The organism is Luteolibacter arcticus (assembly GCF_025950235.1).
Lineage (GTDB): Bacteria > Verrucomicrobiota > Verrucomicrobiia > Verrucomicrobiales > Akkermansiaceae > Haloferula > Haloferula arctica.
The window spans coordinates 126045-141638 of the sequence record NZ_JAPDDT010000015.1; the positions used below are offsets into that span (position 1 = coordinate 126045).

Below are 15594 nucleotides of genomic sequence, written 5' to 3' on the forward strand. Positions count from 1 at the left end.
GCGTGGTTATTCGGGCCACTTGAGGTCGGGTGCCTTCCCGTTCCAATAGTTGCTAGGATCCAAAGGGTCCTTACCGCGGACATTCATACGCCCTTCCTTGTCGAGGGATTCAGGACTGGCGGATCCGTCGATGCGAAGCACGACGGCTTTGTCGCCGTAGGGTATCGGATCGAAGCGTGTCGTGCCGGGAATCATCGGAGCCATGACAAGGGGAAGTCCGCGATCATTCTTGGAAAGACCGGCGATATAGCTGTGGATGCACTCGCCCTTTGCCAGCGCGTTGTCGCCGAGGATGTCGTTGGGCTTGCGACGCTTTCCCGGTGCCGGGGCCCAGAAGATCCTCTCGCTCGTGTTTCTCGTCGCGAGGAGCTGGCGGAAGAAGTCGTTGGAGGTGGTGGTGCCGAGGGCCAGCGTCGTCTTGGTGGCCTCTTTCACATCGGCGATGGTCGAGGCATCGGGAAAGCGGCCGTAGTCGTTATCGAAATTGATGAGCTCGAGGTTGGTGACCTTGAGGCTGCTGATCGCGGAGGTGCGGTCGGCCGCGGTCCTTTGCTTCATGAAAACCGGCGCAATGACAGCCACGCACACGGCCACCACAATCAAAACCACCGCGAGCTCCAGCTTCGACATGCGAGGCCGGCGACTTTCCGGCTCGTCTCGCAAGGCGGAAACTTCAGGTGGTGGCGGCGGTGGCAGATGCAAGTCCATAGGGAAGAGTGAAGGGATCGAAGCGTCACTCCGGCCACTTGATGTCGGGTGCCTTGCCACCCCAATAGGGCTGGCGAGGGTCGAAGAGATTCATGCCATTGAGAATGACGTGTCCGGAATCGTCGAGGGGCATGACTTTCGCCGCGCCATCGCGGAAGAGCACCGTCGCCCGTTTCTTGTCGGACTTGGGATCAAATTTCCACGTGCCGGGAATGACCGAAGCCATCGCCACGGGCGTTTCGGGATCGCCCTCGTCGGAAAGCCCGGCGATGTAGGTGAACGAGCACTCGCGCTTATCCAGTGCCTTGGTCCCGGTGATGCCGTCGTCCGGCTTGCGCGGCGTGAGCGTGGAGCGGCACCAGAAGATCTTCTCGCTCCTGTTGTCCGCGGCGATCAACTGGCGGAACAGCTCGTTTGAGGAGGGCTGCCCAGCGGGAGGCGGGTGCCGGTCGCGGACCTGACCGGCTCGATGGTGGCGGCATCTGGAAATCGGCCGTAGTCGTCGCCGAAATCTGTCAGGGCGAGATAGCGCTGCTTGAGGTTGTTGATCGCTTTCGTTCCCCCGTCGTCGTGGGGCCGACGGAGGATCACTGGCAGCAAGATCAGGACGGCGGCGAACACCAGCCCCAGCCTGTGGTAGGCTGAAGGGCGTGCTTGCGGACGAGGCTCCCCCGAATGCTCAGGAGCATCGGCGGAGCCGAGTGCACCGCCGGGCGGGATGGAGGAACTCATGCTGCCAAAGCTCCACCGTTCCGCCCGCCATGGCAAGCAGGCTCACAGATGTCTTGGTCGGATCAATAGCTCCGGCCCCAGATCGCGCGGGACTTGGTCGGCTTGCCGGTGAGCAGGCAGTTGGCTTCCGGCTCATCCTGTTTGTCGAGCGGCAGGCAGCGGATGGTGATCTTGTGCTGCTTCGAGATTTCGTCTTCCTCGTCCGGCGTGCCGGCCCAGGGGGTGATCAGCCAGCCGGGATTGTCCTTCGACCAGTGGGCGTGGAATTCATCGATCGACTCGCAGGGGACGATGTTCGCTTCGCGGAACTCGATCGCGCGGGTGAGCAGCGTTTCGTGGATGTCTTGCAGGAGGTCGCTGGCGACGCGGAGGAAGTCCTCCTTGTCCATGAACTCCTTCTCATTCGACGCGCGGTCGCGGCGCTGGACGCAGACCTTGCGGGTCTCGATGTCGCGCGGTCCGATTTCAATCCGGAGCGGCACGCCCTTCTTGACCCACTCCCACTTCTTGATGCCGCCCTGGATGTCGCGGACATCGACGTGCACGCGCAGGGGATCGCCGTGGAAGTTCTTTTCCAGACGCAGCGTTTCGGCGAGTGCCTTGCAGGCATCCAGCACCGCTTGCTTGGAGTCTTCCTTCGGGGTGACGGGAATGATGACGATCTGCTGGGTGGCAACGCGCGGTGGCAGCACCAGGCCATCGTCATCCGAGTGCGCCATGATCAGCGTGCCGATCATGCGCGTGGAAACGCCCCACGAGGTGGTGTGGACGAATTGCTTCGCGCCATCGCGGCCGGTGAAGGAGATGTCCTGCGCCTTCGAGAAATTCTGGCCGAGGTAGTGGGACGTGCCGGCTTGGATGGCCTTGCGGTCCTGCACCATCGCCTCGACCGTCAGCGTCATGTCGGCACCGGGGAAGCGCTCGTTCTCCGTCTTCTCGCCGGGGATGACGGGGATGGCGAGGTGGTTGCGGAGGAAGTCCTCATAGACGCGGTGCATCTGGCGGGTCTCGTCGATCGCCTCTTCCTTGGTCTCGTGCGCGGTGTGGCCTTCCTGCCAGAGGAATTCGGCGGTGCGCAGGAACAGGCGCGGGCGCATTTCCCAGCGCATCACGTTCGCCCACTGGTTGATCAGCAGCGGCAGGTCGCGGTAGCTCTGCACCCAGCGCGAGAATGCCGCGCCGATGATGGTCTCGGAAGTCGGGCGGATGACGTAAGGCTCGGCGAGTTCGCCGGTCGGGATCATCTTGGTCTTGCCGGTCACCTCGTCCTTCACCGCCTCGAGGCGGTGGTGGGTGACCACGGCGCACTCGGTGGCGAAGCCCTCGGCGTGCTCGGCTTCCTTCTCCAGATACGAAAGCGGGATGAGCAGTGGGAAGTAGGCATTCTGGTGGCCGGTCGCCTTGAACTTGCGGTCGAGCTGCTGCTGGATGAGTTCCCAGATGCCGTAGCCCCACGGCTTGATCACCATGCACCCGCGGGTCTCGGAATTCTCCGCCATGTCGGCGGCCTTGATGACCTGCTGGTACCACTCGGGGAAATCCTGGGCACGGGTCGGGGTGATGGCGGTCTTGTCGGAGGACATGAGAGTAGATGCGAACGGCGAATATCCAGTGCCTTCCGAGGAATGTCGAATGAAAGGCGGCTTGGGTTGCGGCGGGCGGATTTGAGTCCGGGGACGCCGGGGTTTGCACGCGAATTTTCCGGCAAGAGGAACCGAATCTCGCAGTTGTCAGATCACCGGGAAGAGGGCAGAGTGAGGCATGGTCTCACAGGCAGACGCGGTGTTTCAGGAAGCCTTGCAACTCCCGGAGGAAGTCCGCATGGACTTGGTGGAGCGGCTTATCATCAGCATGCCAGGCTATCGGGATATCGAGGAAGAGCAGGTTGAAATCGCACGGCAACGTCTTTCCGAAATGCGTTCGGGCGAAGTCGCGGGCGTGCCGGGAGATCTCGTTCTCGCCCGTGTGCAGGCTTCCTTGGACGCCCGCCGGAATTCATGACCTACGAGTTCCACCCCGCGGCGGAACAGGAATACGCCGATGCCGCGCTCTGGTACGAAAACCAAGTCGAGGGCTTGGGCAGCCGCTTTGCAGCCGCAATTTCCGAAGCGATCGGGACCATTCTCAAAGAACCAGGGAGATTTCAATGTCTGGGAGACGGGCTCCGGGTCTTCCGGCTGAATCGTTGGCCTTACAAGCTCTACTACGAGTTTCAGGAAGCCAAAGGCCACGTTCGCATCGTCTGCGTGATGCATCAAAAGCGGCGGCCGGAGTATTGGATGGCGCGGATGGGCCGATAGGGAGAATGTTGGCGCCTGAATTCGCGATCGGGAAAAGACGTTGGAAGCCGACGGTTAGATGGTCACAGCTTCTCCGCCGCCTCGTGCAACAGTGCCTCCGTCGTCTCCCAATCGATGCACGAGTCGGTGATCGATTGGCCGCGGATGAGCTGGTTGAGCGGCTTGGGGAAGGACTGGCTGCCGGCGACGAGATTGCTTTCGAGCATCGCGCCGGTGATAGAGCGGTCGCCGGCGGCACGTTGGCGGACGATTTCGCGGAAGACGCCGGGCATTTTCGCGCAGTCCTTGCCGCAGTTGGCGTGGGACGCATCGATGACCAGGCCCGGCGCTAGTTTGGCGGCCAGCAGCGCCTCGCGGGCGGCGGAAATACTGGCTTCGTCGTAGTTCGGGCCATGGTCGCCGCCGCGCAGGATGACGTGGCAGGAGGGATTGCCCGTGGTGGTGACGGAGGAGGCGATGCCTTCCTCGGACACGCCGAGGAAGGTCTGCGGCATGGCGGCGGCTTTCACCGCATTGATGGCGGCGGTGAGGTCGCCGGAGGTGGTGTTCTTGAAGCCGACGGGCATCGAGAGGCCGGACGCCATTTGCCGGTGCGTCTGGCTTTCCGCGGTGCGCGCGCCGATGGCCGACCATGAAATGAGGTCCGCGATGTACTGAGGGGTGATCGGGTCGAGCAGCTCGGTGGCGGTCGGCAGGCCGAGGTCGATCACGCTGCGCAGGAAGTGCCGGGCGCGGCGGAGGCCTTCCGGAATGTCATCGGTGCCATCGAGGTGCGGGTCCATGATGAGCCCCTTCCAGCCGACGGTGGTGCGGGGCTTCTCAAAATAGACCCGCATGACGAGGTAGAGCTTGTCGCGCAGGCGCTCGGCGAGGGCGGCGAGGCGGTGGGCATACTCGAGACCGGAGTCGGTGTCGTGGATCGAGCAGGGGCCGACGATCACCAGAAAGCGCGGGTCATTTCCCGACAACAGCGTGCGCAGGTGGACGCGGGACTGCGCGACGAAGTCCGCCCGGCCATCGCCGCGCGGGATCTCCGCCTGGAGGCGGGCCGGCGAGGGCAGCGGGACATTGCGGGCGACGTGGAGGTCGGTGACACGCGAGGGCATGCCCTAGAAAGAAGTGCCAAGTGAGAAGTGCCAAGTGCCAAGAACTCTCCTGCGGGCGTCTGCCCCTGGAAAAGTAAGAAATCCCGGCTGGATTTGGAGGGAGCGGGTTTGCAATGTTGGATAAGTGAGAAGCCGGGTCATGTACATCGAGGACAAGAGTACGGGGTTGGTCGGACCCGCGCGGATCGGTCGGGTGACCTTCTCGAAGACAGGCCGGACGATTTACTACGGAGGCAAGGAGTTCCGGAGTTTAAAAGGAGGCTACAAGGCGAATTACTACGAGGTAGAGAGCGGGAATCACTTTTGGATCACCGGCCCGAAACGCAATGGCGGCGACGCGCTCTATGCGACGCATGTCGCTCCGCAGATCGATGATGACGTGAGGGAAGAATACTGGCGGGAGATTCGCGGGCGAGGCGGGGACGCTCTCGTCTGATCCGGTGGCCTCGACCACGCGTCGCCCGCCACTTTCTTCACGCACGCGCGCATTCTCTCCGCCATCTGCTTATCCTCGCTGTCGCTAGGCTTTCTCCCACGGACCCGTCACCGCCACGGTGATCCCGCGGCTCTGGAGGTTCACGAAGAACCACTTTCCGTCCGGCGAGAAGCAGCCGCCGGCGAACTCGCCCTGGGCGCTGGAATTCCGGGCGAGGGTGAAGATTTTCCCCTCTGGCGTGACGCAGCGGACGTGGGCGGCGGGCGAGAAGCTGGGGTCGATGAGGTCCTCGCAGATGACGATGCCGCCCCATGGGGCGGGGCAGAGGTTGTCGCCATTGGTGAGCAGGTCGCTTTCCTCCGGCTGGAGGAAAAGCTCGAGCGTATCCTCCTTCGCGGGATCGCCGGAGGGATCGAGGCGGAAGATCTGGCCGCGGCGGGAGGGGCCGCCATCGGTGCAGCAGATGAAAAACGATTTCTCCACGAGGTGGATGCCCTCGCCGCGGGCGAAGCGGGCGGCGCCGGCCTTGAAGCCGCGGGCGCGCAGGTCGTCCAGCGGGGAATCGGTGTCCTCCATGTCGATCCACGTGGCCTTCATCGGCTCGCCGACGGCCGGCCATTTCGAGGTGGGATCGTAGTTTTGCAGGCTGGCGGAGGGCTTGCCGGCGATGACCAGCGCCTGGAGCTTGCCCTTGGTGAGGTCGTTCTTTTTCTCCGGCAGGAAGCGGTAGAGCAGGCCATCGCCGCGGTCTTCGGTCAGGTAGAGGATGCCGGTGGCGGGATCGAGCGCGACGGCTTCGTGGCGGAAGCGGCCGAGCGCCTTGAGCGGGATCGGCTTCTGCAGGCCGGGCTCGGTGGTCGCTTTCACCTCGAAGCACCAGCCGTGGCGCTTGCCGCGCCCGGTCGTGATATCGCCGGGCTCCTCGCAGGTGATCCAAGTGCCCCATGGCATCGGCCCGCCGGCGCAGTTGCGCTCGGTGCCGGTCAGCGAGAGGAAATGCGCGGTCTTATCCCCGGTCGCGGGGTCGAAAACGAGGTTCGAGGTGCCGCCGAGCGCCGGATTCAGGCGGTCGTCGCCGGGATCGAATGACAGCGCCGCGTCGAAGCCGTCCGGCAGCTTGGTGCCATTGGGAAAGGGGCCCATCGCGGTCATTTCAAGGCCGAGCTCGTGATTGCAGACCAGCACCACTTTCCCGTCCGGGCCGGGGAAAGCGGCCATCCCGTCAGCCATGCCGGGGACTTGGAAGCCATCGCTCATGGTCTCGCCCTTGCGGGCGAGCACGCGGTAGGAGAAGCCCTCGGGCAGGTCGAGGATGCCCTGTGGGTCCTTGATCAGCGGGCCGAAGGGCTCGATCACACGTGCCGAGGGATCCGCCATGGCGTAGCGCTGGAGCCCGAGGAAGGCGAGACCGGTGGTCCCCAGGAAGGAGCGGCGGCTGATCATGTATGCCACTCAACGGTCGATCCCAATAGGGTCAAGCACACGGGTGCCATGTGGCGTTTTCGTTCCCGAAAAGCGCAAAAAAATCCCATCCCGTCCGCGAGATGGAGGTTTGACACGTCCGCGGGCGGCTGGTTGTTTCCTGCAACCTAGCAATTCCAAAAAACGCCCCGCCAATGAGCGAAAACGAAATCCCACCACCGAAGGCCACCTCGTCGATCCCCGCCCCGCGTGGCACCTCTTCGATCCCGGCTTCGAAGCAGACGTCCTCCATCCCGCTGAAAAAGGAGACCGTGCGGGTGACTCTCAAGGCGTCCGACGCGCCGCCAGCCGCTCCGGGAGCCCCGGTGGCCGCCACCAAGCCGCCGATGCCGAGCGGCTTGGGTGCTCCTCCAGCCCCGACCGCTCCGGCTCCGTCCGTGGGCGCGCCAAAGGCCCCGGCACCGGCCCCGACCATTGCTCTCCGCCCCGCTGGTGCGCCGACCGCTCCTGCTCCGGCCCCGACGATCCGCCTCAATACCCCGGGTGCCCCGACGGCTCCCGGTGCTCCGGCCCGCACCGTTCCGCTCGGCGGCCCGGCTCCCGGCGGTGCGACCGTTTCCCTGCCGAAGGCCACCGTGCAGCTCCAGCCGCCGACCCAGCCGCTCGGCACCTCCACCCCGACCTTCTCGACTTCTCCGACCATCCGGACCGAAGATGACGAGAACGAAAAGGGCGAAAGCATTGCGACCGTTCTTTCCATCGTCGGCTTCCTCGCCGCCGCTGCCGTGCTGGTGATCCAGTTCATGACCTTCAATGTCTGGAAGGTCGCCGACGGCGGTCTTGGACAACTCTTCGAATAAAGCCATCCCAAGATCATGATCTATCCAATCATCACGTTCCTTCTCGCCGCCGCCGTTCTGGCGATCGCGTTCCTGACCGGCGGCACGCCGGTCTGAGGAACCCGGCAAGTCCGTTTCCTGCAAGGACCGCATCGCCCCCGTGGCGGTGCGGTCCTTGACTTTTCCGGGGTCCCCTCCACCTTCCGCCCATGGCTCAGCAATTCAACGAAAGGAATTTCCAATCCGAAGTCATCGACTCCGCCCAACCGGTCCTCGTGGACTTTTGGGCCGAATGGTGCGGACCTTGCAAGATGATCGGCCCGGTCATCGACCAGCTTTCCAGCGAAGTGGAAGGCCAGGCCAAGGTGGGCAAGGTCAATGTCGACGAAGCCCGCAACCTTTCCGTGAAGTACGGAGTGAAGAGTATCCCGCTGCTGCTCTTCTTCAAGGACGGCGAGGTCAAGGACCAGATCGTCGGCGCCAATGTGACCAAAGACATGCTCAAGCAGAAGCTGCTCGCTCTGGCTTGAGCCGCGCCTGATCGGATAGCCTTTTGAAAAAACCGGCCTGGGCGAGCTGCCCCGGCCGGTTTTGTTTTTGGAGATCGCCGCCGTGCGACACGCCGCTGTCTTGCCAGCGGCGGTCCGGCGCGTCTCAATCCGCGGCGCATGGCCCGCCCCGGATTGATCCTCAAGCTCAGTTGCCCCGACCAACCGGGAATCGTGGCGAAGATCGCCAGCTACGTGGCCGGTCACCGCGGCAACCTGATCGAGTTCGCCCAGTTCACCGACAAGCTGTCGCTGCGCTTCTTCGCGCGGCTGGAAATCGAGACCGGCGAGTTGGACGTGGACCCGGAGGATTTCATCGAGGGCTTCGGCACGCTCGGCCGGTCGATGAAGGCGCAGTGGCACTTCCGCCGCCTGCCCTACAAGATGCGGACGGCGGTGCTGGTCACCAAGACCGACCACTGCCTGAACGAGATCCTGTGGCGTGCCGAGATCGGCGAGCTACCGGTGGAGATCACCAGCATCATCGGCAACCGCGACACCTGCCGCGGCATCGCCGGGCGGGCTGGCATCCCGTTTCACCTGATCGACATGGATGGCGACAAGAGAAGCGCCGGCTTCACCCGCATCCGCGAGATCCTCGCGGAGGAGAAGGTGGAGTTGGCCGTGCTCGCGCGCTTCATGCAGATCCTGCCGGATGACTTCTGCCGGGACTTCGAGGGCCGGCTGATCAACATTCACCACAGCTTCCTGCCCGCCTTCATTGGCGCGAACCCGTACAAGCAGGCCTATGAGCGCGGGGTGAAGCTGATCGGCGCGACCTGCCACTACGTCACGGCTGATCTCGATGCCGGACCGATCATCGAGCAGGAGGTCGAGCGTGTGCAGCATTTTCACGCGCCGAACGACCTCGTCCGCCTGGGCCGCAACTGCGAGCGGATCGCGCTGGCCAAGGGAATCCGCTACCACGTCCACGACCGCACCATCATCGATGGTCACCGGGCGATCGTGTTTCCGGATTGAACGTGGTCCGCACGCTCCGCGTGCGGTAACCCCAACACGAGGTGCATAGAGTCCATCAAGTGCTTCGTCCCGCACGCGGAGCGTGCGGACCACTTTGTCAGCCACTTTCCCATCGACGCCCTAACGCCCCGCGGTGAGAATGCGGCGGTGCTTTTCCCGATCAGCGACGACGACCGCCACCTGATGCATCCGGCGTGGGTGACCATCGGGCTCGTGGTGGCGAATGTGGTAATGTATCTCTGGCAGATCACTCATCCTGGCTTCGATCTCGGCTGGAGCGTGATTCCTGCGGAGATCACCCGAGGCATGGACTTCGACCAGCAGGTGATCGTCCAGATCGGACACGAGTATGTCAGGTTTCCTCAAGCTCCCGGGCCCTCGCCGATCTTCCTGACGATCTTTTCCTCCATGTTCATGCATGGCGGCTTGATGCATCTCGGCGGGAATCTGCTCTACCTGTGGATCTTCGGCGACAACGTGGAGCACCGCTTCGGGGCGCTGAAGTTCCTCGCCTTCTATCTGGTCAGCGGGATCGTCGCGACCTTCGCCCAGATCGCGATGAATCCGGATGGATTGATCCCGAACCTTGGGGCTTCTGGCGCGATCTCCGGCGTGCTCGGAGCCTATCTGGTGCTGTTTCCCCGCAACCGGGTGAATGCGGTTTTCTTCTTCAGCATCATCTCCGTGCCCGCCATCGTCGTGCTCGGCATGTGGGGAGTGATGCAATTCATCCAAGGGGCCGGTTCATTCTCCGCCGCTGCCCAGAACACCGGTGGCGTGGCTTACGCGGCGCACATCGGGGGCTTCATCGCGGGCGTGGTGATGGGATTGATCTCGCGGGTGACGATGAAGACCGAGCCGGAGTCGGTATTCCGGCGAATCTATCAGGAGGACTCGAAGGTGCGGCGGTATTGGTGAGAGTGGTCGCTTTTCATGAAAGCCGAAGGCCCTTGGACTGCTGCGGTCCTCCGCAGCTTTCGAGTGAAGGGTGAGGGGCGCTTTTTTGTAGGAACGAAGCTGCCTTCCGGGATCGCTGCAGCGGGCGGGAATGGACGGCCGTTTGATCGGGATGAGGCGGGCTTGTGGGATCGCTGAATTTCACAGGAGCAACCGGCCGAGGCGTGCATTCGAGAGCTGCGGATGACCGCAGCAGTCCGAGGGCGGCTGCGCCGCGGTCATGTGGCGGTGCGCCATGAACGGACGAAATCACTCCTCCGCTACCTTCAGCGACGCGACCCGCGACTTACCCTCGATCAGCACGGGCAGGCGCTCCTCCAGCCATGCCCGCGCGCCCTTGGTTTTCACGGCACATGCCCACAGGGTGACGACGTGCCAGCCGAGCTGGTGCAGTTCGTTTTCGACGCGGGTGTCGCGGGCCTGGTTGCCGGCGATCTTGGCGATCCACCAGTCGCGCCGGGTATTCGGCATCTTGAAGTCGGAGCAGTGTTCGTGGCCGTGCCAGAAGCAGCCGTGGACGAAGATGACCACGCGGTGTTTGGGCAGCACGAGGTCAGGCCTGCCCGGGAGGCGCTTGTTGTGCGGTCCGGCCACGGTGAAACGGTAGCCTAGCCGGTGGACGAGCGAGCGCACCAGCAGCTCCGGTTTGGTATTGCTGCCGCGGATCCGCGACATCACCTCGGAGCGCTTTTCCGCGGACCAAATATCGGCCATGAGGGAAATAGCGCGGAGGTTTCTGCCTGGTGCAAGCGGATAGACGGGAATCGACTCGCGGCGTCGCTTCTCCCAGATTCACTACACCGCCCCGCCACGCCATGCACCTCCTCAACCGCCGCCGCCTTCTGAAGAACTTCACCCTCGGGGCCGCCGGCCTGTGGGTGCCCGGTGCCCTTGCCGAGGCGCTGCTGCTCACGCCGAAGCAGACCGAGGGTCCGTTTTACCCTGTCGATCTGCCGCTGGACACGGACAATGACTTGATCGTCCTAAACGACGGCCTTACCCCGGCGCTCGGCGAGATCACCCACCTCACGGGTAAGGTCACCGATGCCAAGGGCGAGCCGATCCGCAACGCGATGGTCGAGATCTGGCAGGTCGATCATCACGGCGTCTATCTCCACAAAGGCAGCGATAGCTCCGACAAGCGCGACAAGAATTTCCAAGGCTTCGGTCGCTTCCTGACCGGCTCCACTGGGGAGTATTATTTCCGTACGATCAAGCCCGTGAAGTATCCGGGGCGCACGCCGCACATCCATGTCGCGGTGAAAATGAAGGGCCGCGAGAAGTGGACGACCCAGTGTTACATCAAGGGCGAGAAACAGAACGATACGGACGGGGTGCTGCGTGGCATCAAGGATGAGAAGCAGCGCGCGTCGGTGATTGTGGATTTCCTGCCCTTGCCCGGGGTGAAGACGGGTGAGCTGGCGGCGCGGTTTGATATCGTGATGGGTTTCACGCCGGCGGCGTGACTCGTCGATCCCGGAGGGATCATAGCGAGTAGCCTGTGGTCGACGCCGCGCTGCGGCAAAAACCACCGGACTAGTGAAACACGAAAGGAATCCCGGAGGGGATTCCAGCCGGGCAAGGAGCACACCGCGGTTTCTGATTGGCATCGATCCACGTCCGTCATTCCTGCCCTGCTAGCACCCCATCCGGGGTGCCTTTCCATCGACGCGCAACCGGGGGTGGCGCTGCGCTTACCCCCGGCTACTTGCTGCGTCCCCTCCGGGGACCGGCGACTTACCGCAGCGGCGGCGGAGCCATCACGGAGCCTTGGCCTCCACTACCGCGGCTGGTATCCAGGATCTTCGCCAGCGCGGCGACGGTGCCGCCGATGTCGCTCAGGTTCTGCGGCAGGATCAAGGTGTTGGTTTCCTTGGCGAGGTTGCCGAACTGGATCACGTACTGCTCCGCGATCCGCAGGTTCACGGCGTCCTTACCGCCGGGCTCCTGGATGGCTTTGGCGATGCGGATGATCCCTTCGGCGGTGGCGTTGGCGAGCAACTCGATCTCGCGGGCCTTGCCCTCGGCTTCGTTGATCTGGCTGAGCTTCTTCGCCTCGGACTGTTTGATGACCTCCTGCTTCTGGCCTTCGGCCACGTTGATCTGGGATTCCCGCTGGCCTTCGGAAAGGGCAATCTGGGCGCGACGCTCGCGTTCGGCGCGCATCTGCTTTTCGAGCGCGTCCTGCACCGATTGCGGCGGCTTGATGTTGGCGATCTCGTAGCGAGTGATCTTGAGTCCCCATGGCTCGGAGGCCTTGTCGAGGGCCTGGATCACCGCGGCATTGATCGTGTCCCGCTCCTCGAAGGTCTTGTCGAGTTCCAGCTTGCCGATCTCCGAGCGCAGCGTGGTCTGCGCGAGCTGGCTGGCGGCGTAGTAGTAATTCTCGATGCCATACGACGCGAGCTTCGGGTCGAGCACCTGCATGTAGAGCAGGCCATCGATCTCGATGGCGATGTTGTCCTTGGTGATGCAGAACTGCGGCGGCACGTCCATCGCCACTTCCTTCAGCGAGTGCTTGTAGGCGACCCGGTCGAGGATCGGGATGGTGATGTGAAAGCCAGCCTCAAGGGTCTTGTGATACTTGCCGAGGCGCTCGACCACGTAGGCTTGCCGTTGGGGCACCACACGCGCAGTCTTCAGAAGCGCGACCACGATCAGCACGACCAGGCCGACGATGAGCAGCTTGCCGAAATCGCTGCCGCTGACGGCGAGCAGGTTGAATGCGAGCGGAGTAATCATGAGTGGGTGGGGAAATGAAATCAGGCTCAGTGCCGGGGACGGACGTGGAAGGTGAGGCCTTGGCGGCGTTCGATGATGACGGTTTCGCCAGCGGCGACCGGGGTGTCGGAGCGCGCATTCCAATTGGTGCCCTTGATCTCGACGAGTCCGTCTTCGCCGCGGCCGGGCAGGGCGGTGATCACACGGGCCTCGCGACCGGTGTAGTCGTCATCAACCGAGCCCCCGGCATTCGCCGAGTGACCGACGAACCACTTCTTCACGAAGCGGCGAAGGCCAAACAGCAGCACCACCGAGGTGACGGCGAACATTGCGGCCTGCGAGCCGAGGTCAGGCGTCCAGCCGAAGAAGGTGGTGATCGCGGTGAAGATCGCACCCACGCCGAAGAAGACGATGATCACGCCCGGCGCGAAGAATTCCGCGAGGATCAAAATAACACCGGCGATCAGCCAGAGGATTTCCGGGTCAATGGGCATGCGAGTGCAGTGTGGGCTTTCGAGGCACTTCTAACACGGGACGGCGCTCTTCCGAATTACAATCTCGCTCGAAGGCTGTAGGTTCCCGCCCCGGAAAACTTGGCGCACATGGTGTCTTGGCGGTTCCCGGTTCTTCTCCCACGCTCCGCCCGTGACCACTTGGGAAACCGCCTGTTCCATCATTGAAAGCTGCCTCGCCCGCGGCGTCCGCGAGTTCGTCGTCTGCGCCGGGGCGCGGAATGCGGCGCTGGTGGATTTGCTGGCCCGTGCCGAAGCGGCTGGCTTGGCTCGTGTGTGGAGGCACTTTGAGGAGAGGAGCGCCGGCTTTTTCGCGCTTGGGCGCACTATGGCGACCGGGGAGGCTTGCGCGGTGGTCACCACAAGTGGCACCGCGGTCGCGGAACTGTTGCCTGCGGTGATTGAGGCTTTTTACCAGGGTCGCCCGTTGCTTGCGCTGACGGCGGATCGGCCTGAGCGTTTTCGTGGGACGGGGGCGCCGCAGGCGATTTCCCAGCCCGGGATCTTCGGTGAGCATGCTGGCAGCGGGGACCTTGCGGAGTGGAATCATCGCGGGCCGTGGCACTGGAATGTCGAGCTGGAGGAAGACTTCCAGCCCGGCGATTGGACGCCGCCGGAAATCCCCGAAAGCTTCCGCCCGCCGCTTCCGAACTACTCGGTGGCGGTGCTTGCGCGCTGGCTGCGGGAGGATCTCTACCGCGGTCTGGTCGTGATGATCGGCGATCTCGAGCCAGAGGATCACGAAGCGGTTTTCCACTTCTGCCTGGACCTCGGTGCGCCGGTCGCGGCAGAGGCCACCAGTGGCTTGCGCGAGGCGCTTGGCGCACTCGCGTTGCCGGATCCCGACCGGATGTTGAAGGAGCACCCGCCGGGGAAAATCCTGCGACTGGGCGGCGTGCCGAGCGGTCGCTTCTGGCGTGATCTGGAAGAGCTTCCTGAAACCGAGATCTGGAACATCTCCCGCACCGGCTTTCCCGGGCTGGCCCGGAAGTGCGAGACTATCACCTCGCCGGTGGCCCGCGTGATCAAGGGGCTGGGCGATGTCGAAGGGGCGGGCGATGCGCTCGACTACTTCCGTCGTACTTCGCGTCGTGGCGCGGAGATCGATGATTTGTTAGAAGCCTATCCGGAGAGCGAGCCCGGCTTGCTGCGCGTGCTTTCCGCCTATGCCTCGACCGGCTCGTCGCTCTACCTCGGCAACAGCTTGCCGATCCGGGAGTGGAATCTTTTTGCCCAGCGCGACAAGCCGGTCACCGATGTCCGTGCCAACCGTGGGGCCAATGGTATCGATGGACAGCTTTCCACCTGGCTCGGCTGGACGGCCGACGTGGAGGACTCGTGGTGCCTCGTCGGCGACCTGACCGCGCTTTACGATCTCGCCGCGCCGGCATGGCTCGGGCAGATCGAGACCAAGGGCCGGGTGTTCGTGGTCATCAACAACGGCGGGGGCCAGATCTTTTCCCGGCTGCCGCGGCTGGAGGCGATGAGCGACCGGGCGAAGGAGCTGATGCTGAACCCGCACGATGTCCGCCTCGATGGCTGGGCCGCGATGTGGGGGATGCGCTACTTGAAGATCACCAATGAGGATGGCTTCGATGCGCTGGAGCCGGGCGAGGTGCCGTTGTTGGTGGAAGTGATTCCGGATGCGGAGGAGACGAAGGCGTTCTGGAAGGCTTGGGACGCGCTCTAACAAAGAGCGGACGGTTTAAAGCTAGTTCGACCTGCGCCCGTATTGTCCCCCTTCAGGGGGCCTTTGCCTGCTCCGGAATTCCCAGGGCTGCTCCCACTTCGCGGGATTGCCCTAGGCTAAGGAATGTTGCCCCGTTGGGGCATGAAGAACAGGCCTGTGGCCGAAGGCTACATCACCCTTGCCTACATCACCTCGCTGATGAACAGCGGCGGGTCATCGAGCGAATCGCCCATGCGCAGGCCGAGCAGCTTTTGATAGAGCGCGCTGGCCGGGGTGAGGAGAGTGATTTCCCGGCCCTCCCAATCGAGCGCGAGGCCTCCGGCGGCGGGGGCGAGGAGGAACCACTGGCTTTCGCCATCGAGATCGACCTCGACCAAAGCCCCCGCTTCGATCGAATCTTCGGCGTCGAATTCCGGCCACTCCAGCACCTCGAATGCGGCGACGTCGCGCGCGAGATCCTCGACCTGCTTGGCCTGCCCGGCGGCGAGGTAGGACTCCTCCAAACTACGAGTGTCGTACTTGCTCTCCGCCTTGCTGCCGGGGTCGGTGGCGGCGGCGTGGGTGTCGCGGGCGGCGCGGCTCAGGCGGTCGAAGCGCGAGCGGAGCTCGGCGCGCAGGGCATCCAGGAGTCGGTCTTTCATC

At 63.7% G+C, this 15594-nt stretch carries 19 protein-coding genes; 9 read left to right on the forward strand and 10 right to left on the reverse strand.

Annotation, left to right across the window (positions count from 1 at the left end; all coding sequences use genetic code 11):
• Positions 1 to 6: 6 nt before the first annotated feature.
• The 4 genes from OKA05_RS23930 to proS form a co-directional block, all read right to left on the reverse strand.
• Positions 7 to 630, reverse strand: coding sequence for a hypothetical protein (locus tag OKA05_RS23930; RefSeq protein ID WP_264489732.1), 624 nt, complete (start codon positions 628 to 630; stop codon positions 7 to 9).
• A gap of 103 nt (positions 631 to 733) precedes the next feature.
• On the reverse strand, positions 734 to 1105 hold the full coding sequence (locus OKA05_RS23935) for a hypothetical protein (RefSeq protein WP_264489733.1): 372 nt from the start codon (positions 1103 to 1105) through the stop codon (positions 734 to 736).
• Positions 1102 to 1440 carry a hypothetical protein gene (locus OKA05_RS23940; protein WP_264489734.1) on the reverse strand — a complete coding sequence of 113 codons (339 nt, stop codon included), beginning with the start codon at positions 1438 to 1440 and terminating at the stop codon, positions 1102 to 1104. Before OKA05_RS23940 ends, OKA05_RS23935 begins: the two co-directional genes overlap by 4 nt.
• Before the next feature lie 62 nt (positions 1441 to 1502).
• A complete protein-coding gene (proS, locus tag OKA05_RS23945; protein WP_264489735.1) occupies positions 1503 to 3023 on the reverse strand; it encodes a proline--tRNA ligase in 1521 nt (506 codons plus the stop codon).
• Positions 3024 to 3201: 178 nt separating this feature from the next.
• On the opposite strand from proS, the gene OKA05_RS23950 reads away from it, so the two are divergent.
• Positions 3202 to 3441, forward strand: coding sequence for an addiction module protein (locus OKA05_RS23950; protein ID WP_264489736.1), 240 nt, complete (start codon positions 3202 to 3204; stop codon positions 3439 to 3441).
• A complete protein-coding gene (locus OKA05_RS23955; RefSeq protein WP_264489737.1) occupies positions 3438 to 3740 on the forward strand; it encodes a type II toxin-antitoxin system RelE/ParE family toxin in 303 nt (100 codons plus the stop codon). Before OKA05_RS23950 ends, OKA05_RS23955 begins: the two co-directional genes overlap by 4 nt.
• A gap of 62 nt (positions 3741 to 3802) precedes the next feature.
• Here OKA05_RS23955 and OKA05_RS23960 read toward each other — a convergent pair whose 3' ends face one another.
• Entirely contained in the window at positions 3803 to 4846 is a 1044-nt protein-coding gene (locus OKA05_RS23960) for a 3-deoxy-7-phosphoheptulonate synthase (RefSeq protein WP_264489738.1), read from the reverse strand.
• A 139-nt stretch (positions 4847 to 4985) separates the two neighbouring features.
• Between OKA05_RS23960 and OKA05_RS23965 the strand changes: the two genes are divergently transcribed.
• Positions 4986 to 5282 (forward strand): hypothetical protein, encoded by a 297-nt coding sequence (locus tag OKA05_RS23965; RefSeq protein WP_264489739.1) that lies wholly within the window; start codon positions 4986 to 4988, stop codon positions 5280 to 5282.
• 84 nt (positions 5283 to 5366) lie between these two features.
• Here the strand turns inward: OKA05_RS23965 and OKA05_RS23970 are convergent, their stop codons facing one another.
• Positions 5367 to 6725, reverse strand: coding sequence for an alkaline phosphatase PhoX (locus OKA05_RS23970; RefSeq protein ID WP_264489740.1), 1359 nt, complete (start codon positions 6723 to 6725; stop codon positions 5367 to 5369).
• A gap of 173 nt (positions 6726 to 6898) precedes the next feature.
• Here OKA05_RS23970 and OKA05_RS23975 point away from each other — a divergent pair, with 173 nt between their 5' ends.
• From OKA05_RS23975 to OKA05_RS23990, 4 genes are all read left to right on the forward strand, one after another.
• Positions 6899 to 7564, forward strand: a complete 666-nt coding sequence (locus tag OKA05_RS23975) for a hypothetical protein (protein WP_264489741.1) — start codon at positions 6899 to 6901, stop codon at positions 7562 to 7564.
• Positions 7565 to 7752: 188 nt separating this feature from the next.
• Positions 7753 to 8073 (forward strand): thioredoxin, encoded by a 321-nt coding sequence (gene trxA, locus OKA05_RS23980; RefSeq protein ID WP_264489742.1) that lies wholly within the window; start codon positions 7753 to 7755, stop codon positions 8071 to 8073.
• 138 nt (positions 8074 to 8211) lie between these two features.
• Positions 8212 to 9072, forward strand: a complete 861-nt coding sequence (gene purU, locus OKA05_RS23985; protein ID WP_264489743.1) for a formyltetrahydrofolate deformylase — start codon at positions 8212 to 8214, stop codon at positions 9070 to 9072.
• A gap of 147 nt (positions 9073 to 9219) precedes the next feature.
• The gene (locus OKA05_RS23990) at positions 9220 to 9990 is read left to right on the forward strand and encodes a rhomboid family intramembrane serine protease (RefSeq protein WP_264489744.1); all 771 of its coding nucleotides are present in this window, start codon (positions 9220 to 9222) and stop codon (positions 9988 to 9990) included.
• Positions 9991 to 10278: 288 nt separating this feature from the next.
• Here the strand turns inward: OKA05_RS23990 and OKA05_RS23995 are convergent, their stop codons facing one another.
• Positions 10279 to 10743: a very short patch repair endonuclease gene (locus tag OKA05_RS23995; protein WP_264489745.1), complete on the reverse strand. Its 465-nt coding sequence runs from the start codon at positions 10741 to 10743 to the stop codon at positions 10279 to 10281.
• Between the two features lie 101 nt (positions 10744 to 10844).
• On the opposite strand from OKA05_RS23995, the gene OKA05_RS24000 reads away from it, so the two are divergent.
• Positions 10845 to 11495, forward strand: coding sequence for a dioxygenase family protein (locus tag OKA05_RS24000; protein WP_264489746.1), 651 nt, complete (start codon positions 10845 to 10847; stop codon positions 11493 to 11495).
• 271 nt (positions 11496 to 11766) lie between these two features.
• On the opposite strand, the gene OKA05_RS24005 is transcribed toward OKA05_RS24000, so the two are convergent.
• Both OKA05_RS24005 and OKA05_RS24010 read right to left on the reverse strand, forming a co-directional pair.
• Positions 11767 to 12771: an SPFH domain-containing protein gene (locus OKA05_RS24005; protein ID WP_264489747.1), complete on the reverse strand. Its 1005-nt coding sequence runs from the start codon at positions 12769 to 12771 to the stop codon at positions 11767 to 11769.
• Positions 12772 to 12797: 26 nt separating this feature from the next.
• Complete coding sequence (locus tag OKA05_RS24010; RefSeq protein WP_264489748.1) at positions 12798 to 13244, reverse strand: NfeD family protein; 447 nt, start codon at positions 13242 to 13244, stop codon at positions 12798 to 12800.
• A 151-nt stretch (positions 13245 to 13395) separates the two neighbouring features.
• Between OKA05_RS24010 and OKA05_RS24015 the strand changes: the two genes are divergently transcribed.
• Positions 13396 to 14952 (forward strand): thiamine pyrophosphate-binding protein, encoded by a 1557-nt coding sequence (locus OKA05_RS24015; RefSeq protein WP_264489749.1) that lies wholly within the window; start codon positions 13396 to 13398, stop codon positions 14950 to 14952.
• 182 nt (positions 14953 to 15134) lie between these two features.
• On the opposite strand, the gene OKA05_RS24020 is transcribed toward OKA05_RS24015, so the two are convergent.
• Positions 15135 to 15593, reverse strand: a complete 459-nt coding sequence (locus tag OKA05_RS24020) for a hypothetical protein (RefSeq protein ID WP_264489750.1) — start codon at positions 15591 to 15593, stop codon at positions 15135 to 15137.
• Between the last annotated feature and the right edge of the window lies 1 nt (position 15594).

Bases quoted from the DNA above. Each gene is read 5' to 3' on its own strand.
- OKA05_RS23930 (WP_264489732.1), bottom strand. From the start codon at position 630: ATGTCGAAGCTGGAGCTCGCGGTGGTTTTGATTGTGGTGGCCGTGTGC.
- OKA05_RS23940 (WP_264489734.1), bottom strand. From the start codon at position 1,440: ATGAGTTCCTCCATCCCGCCCGGCGGTGCACTCGGCTCCGCCGATGCT.
- proS (WP_264489735.1), bottom strand. From the start codon at position 3,023: ATGTCCTCCGACAAGACCGCCATCACCCCGACCCGTGCCCAGGATTTC.
- OKA05_RS23950 (WP_264489736.1), top strand. From the start codon at position 3,202: ATGGTCTCACAGGCAGACGCGGTGTTTCAGGAAGCCTTGCAACTCCCG.
- OKA05_RS23955 (WP_264489737.1), top strand. From the start codon at position 3,438: ATGACCTACGAGTTCCACCCCGCGGCGGAACAGGAATACGCCGATGCC.
- OKA05_RS23960 (WP_264489738.1), bottom strand. From the start codon at position 4,846: ATGCCCTCGCGTGTCACCGACCTCCACGTCGCCCGCAATGTCCCGCTG.
- OKA05_RS23965 (WP_264489739.1), top strand. From the start codon at position 4,986: ATGTACATCGAGGACAAGAGTACGGGGTTGGTCGGACCCGCGCGGATC.
- OKA05_RS23970 (WP_264489740.1), bottom strand. From the start codon at position 6,725: ATGATCAGCCGCCGCTCCTTCCTGGGGACCACCGGTCTCGCCTTCCTC.
- OKA05_RS23975 (WP_264489741.1), top strand. From the start codon at position 6,899: ATGAGCGAAAACGAAATCCCACCACCGAAGGCCACCTCGTCGATCCCC.
- trxA (WP_264489742.1), top strand. From the start codon at position 7,753: ATGGCTCAGCAATTCAACGAAAGGAATTTCCAATCCGAAGTCATCGAC.
- purU (WP_264489743.1), top strand. From the start codon at position 8,212: ATGGCCCGCCCCGGATTGATCCTCAAGCTCAGTTGCCCCGACCAACCG.
- OKA05_RS23995 (WP_264489745.1), bottom strand. From the start codon at position 10,743: ATGGCCGATATTTGGTCCGCGGAAAAGCGCTCCGAGGTGATGTCGCGG.
- OKA05_RS24000 (WP_264489746.1), top strand. From the start codon at position 10,845: ATGCACCTCCTCAACCGCCGCCGCCTTCTGAAGAACTTCACCCTCGGG.
- OKA05_RS24005 (WP_264489747.1), bottom strand. From the start codon at position 12,771: ATGATTACTCCGCTCGCATTCAACCTGCTCGCCGTCAGCGGCAGCGAT.
- OKA05_RS24010 (WP_264489748.1), bottom strand. From the start codon at position 13,244: ATGCCCATTGACCCGGAAATCCTCTGGCTGATCGCCGGTGTTATTTTG.
- OKA05_RS24020 (WP_264489750.1), bottom strand. From the start codon at position 15,593: ATGAAAGACCGACTCCTGGATGCCCTGCGCGCCGAGCTCCGCTCGCGC.